The 2904-nt window shown below is 68.3% G+C and carries 4 protein-coding genes; 2 read left to right on the top strand and 2 right to left on the bottom strand.

The window, feature by feature from the left end; translation table 11 throughout:
- The first annotated feature begins 144 nt into the window (after positions 1–144).
- Complete coding sequence (locus IQ216_RS12960; protein WP_193815801.1) at positions 145–387, top strand: DUF2839 domain-containing protein; 243 nt, start codon at positions 145–147, stop codon at positions 385–387.
- Between the two features lie 95 nt (positions 388–482).
- On the top strand, positions 483–851 hold the full coding sequence (locus IQ216_RS12955; protein WP_193815800.1) for a DUF1815 family protein: 369 nt from the start codon (positions 483–485) through the stop codon (positions 849–851).
- A gap of 37 nt (positions 852–888) precedes the next feature.
- On the opposite strand, the gene recA is transcribed toward IQ216_RS12955, so the two are convergent.
- The gene (recA, locus tag IQ216_RS12950; RefSeq protein WP_193815799.1) at positions 889–2082 is read right to left on the bottom strand and encodes a recombinase RecA; all 1194 of its coding nucleotides are present in this window, start codon (positions 2080–2082) and stop codon (positions 889–891) included.
- Between the two features lie 116 nt (positions 2083–2198).
- On the bottom strand, positions 2199–2904 hold a 706-nt coding region (locus IQ216_RS12945), incomplete at its 5' end, for an HAD family hydrolase (protein ID WP_228007503.1).

Raw genomic sequence — 2904 nt, 5'->3', positions numbered from 1 at the left:
GTGCTGGACGGCCGCCTCAGGGGGCGGAGCTGGGGGCGTCAGGTGCTGCGTGCCCTGGAGCCCTGGGTGAACCTGAGCCGCCTCCTGCCCCACTAGTTCTGGCCGTAGCCTGATCGGGCGCGTCAACCACCAGGAGCTGCACCCATGGGCGAGGCCCGCCGCCGCGAGAGTCAGGGACTGCCCCCGAGGACCCCGAAGCGCACGGCTGCGCCCGACACGTCGCCACGCCTGGCCCCCTGGCTGCCCCTCACCCGCAACCAGGCCAATCGCTTTGTCTCCCTCACCACCCGGGGGGCCTGGGTGGGGATCGGCGCCCTGGTGCTGTTCTGGCTCACGGTGCGCTTCATCGGCCCTGGCCTGGGCTGGTGGGCCCTGGCCGACAGCTGAGACGGCGTGTGCCGGGATGCTCGTCAGGAGGTGAGCATTCATACCCACGCGAATTGGAAGAAAAGCTTAGGGTTGGCCCACACTGTGATGGCGCCATGTTTCCCCGGCTCGCGGAGCAGTACCGCTCCGTTGTTCAAGATCTGGTGATGAGCCTGCAGGCCCTGGCCTCAAGCCTGCAGAGCCGCGGCATGGCCGCCACCTGCTACAGCTGCGGAGACGGCCGCGATGGCCATGGCGCGTCTTTCGTCGCCAACCTCGGCACCAATCACATGGTGCGATTCCTGGTGTCCGATTTCGGCATCAGCTGGATTGAATCCCGCAACGGCCACGAGCTGGTCAAGCTGGAAGGCGCCGAGGCCATCCAGGAACTGCAGCGGGTCGCCCAGATGCTGCAGAACGGCCCCGCCACCGAAGCCGCCCTGCTGGCCGGCGCTCAGCAGGGCGAGCCGCCGGCCCTGATCTGAAGCGTCCCCTCGGTCATCCGGTCCGTCATCCGGCCGGTCATCCGGCCACCGGCAGCTTCCCTGCTGCTGGGGTTCCAGAGCCGTCCTCAGCACCCACGGGCTGAGCCACGACAGCTGCTTTGGCGGCGGCAGCCAGGGGCTTGAGCGAGTTGGCCGTCACCTCCGAGCCTTCCTTGAGCTTCTGACGGGTGCGTTGTTCGATCTCCACGGCCTGGTCGGGGTTCTGCTCCAGCCAGCTGATCGTGTTGTCGCGCCCCTGGCCGATGTTGTCGCCCTCGTAGCTGTACCAGGCGCCCTTGCGGATCACCACGGCGGTTTCCTCGGCCAGGTCCAGCAGGCAACCGAGGGTGCTGATGCCGCGGCCGAAGAGGATGTCGAACTCGGCGATCCGGAACGGCGGGGCCACCTTGTTTTTGGCCACCTTCACCTTGGCCCGGATGCCGTACTCCTCGGTGCCGCGCTTGAGGGTCTGGATGCGGCGGATGTCGAGACGCACCGAGGCATAGAACTTGAGCGCATTGCCACCGGTGGTGGTTTCCGGGCTGCCATAGGTGACGCCGATCTTCTGGCGCAGCTGGTTCAGGAAGATCACCGTGCAGCCGGACTTGCCGATGTTGCCGGTGATCTTGCGCATCGCCTGGCTCATCAGCCTGGCCTGGCTGCCCACGGCCAGATCACCCATCTCACCCTCAATCTCAGCCCTGGGGGTGAGGGCCGCCACGGAATCGACCACCACGATGTCCACGGCGGCGGAGCGCACCAGCTGGTCGACGATCTCCAGGGCCATCTCGCCGGTGTCCGGCTGCGACACCAGCAGATTCTCGATATCGACGCCAAGCGAAGCCGCGTAGACCGGATCGAGGGCGTGTTCCGCATCCACGAAGGCAGCCACCCCTCCGCGCTTCTGAACCTCGGCAATGGCATGGAGGGTCAGGGTGGTCTTGCCGGAGCTCTCGGGCCCATACACCTCCACCACCCGGCCCTTGGGGTAGCCGCCGCCGAGGGCCAGGTCCAGGGTCAAGGCCCCGGTGGAGATGGTCTCCACCCGCATGCGGGAGGCGTCCCCCAGCCGCATGATCGAGCCCTTGCCGAAATTGCGCTCGATCTGGTTGAGCACCAGGCCGAGGGCCTTGTCTCGCTCCGCGGCGGCCCGGGCATCGGCAGGGGACGCCGCACCACCGGAGGAGGCAGCGGCAGAGACGTAGGAAGCGGCCTTGGAATCAGCAGGCATGGAATCGGATCAACGATGGAACGGGCCGCGGAGCCATCCTGCGACCACTGGATTGTCAGTACCACCCGCAAAGGCCGGCGTCTCAATCGCGCCTAGTACGGACGTACTCTACCGGGTCAGGGCCAGGTTGCCAGGGGGGCCGCGAACCGCTCCGGCGTGAGCCAGTAAATCCGGGCCGGGAGCCCCAGGGCGTCCCGGGGGCCGAGATAACCCCAGCTCACCAGGAAGCAGCGCACCGCGTTGAGTTCAGGGTCAGCGGCCACCCGCTCGAGGGTGGGGCGTCGGTCTTCGACGAACCAGAGCCGGGGGTGATCGGCCTGCATGCGGCGCAGCACCTCAGGCTTGCTGCCCTGGTCATGGCCATAGAGCGCCTGGGGCTCCAGCCCCGCGCCGCGGAGGATCTCGCGGGCGAAGGCGGCGCCCTTGGTGGTGAGCACGGCCCAGGAGCTGCCTTCAGCTTCCAGCTGCCGCACACGCTCCACCACGTTGGGGTAGAAGCGATGCAGCGCCAGCCAGGCTGCGGGGTCGGTGGCGATCGCCTCGGTCCGCACCTGCTCCAGCACTCCCTGAAGCTGCGCTTCGCTCCAGCCCCACCGGGCCAGGGCCTGGGGCACGGCCTCCCTGTAGCCGGCCACGAGACCCTCGAGGTCGAGGTCTGGGCGCGACAGCTCCGCGGCCATCAGCACCATCTCCCAGCCCTTGTGAATCAGGGGGCGCAGGCGGGCAAAGKSTGGGTGGGGGGGCTCTGGCCAGGCCAGGCCAGGAACCAGGCGCTCGGCGGCGGCGCTGGCCGCCCACAAGTACTCAGCCATCCCATCGACC

The sequence above is a fragment of the Cyanobium sp. LEGE 06143 genome, from assembly GCF_015207535.1.
Classification (GTDB): domain Bacteria; phylum Cyanobacteriota; class Cyanobacteriia; order PCC-6307; family Cyanobiaceae; genus NIES-981.
The sequence above is the reverse complement of the archived record's forward strand: the minus strand, read 5'-3'. Positions and strand labels throughout refer to the sequence as shown.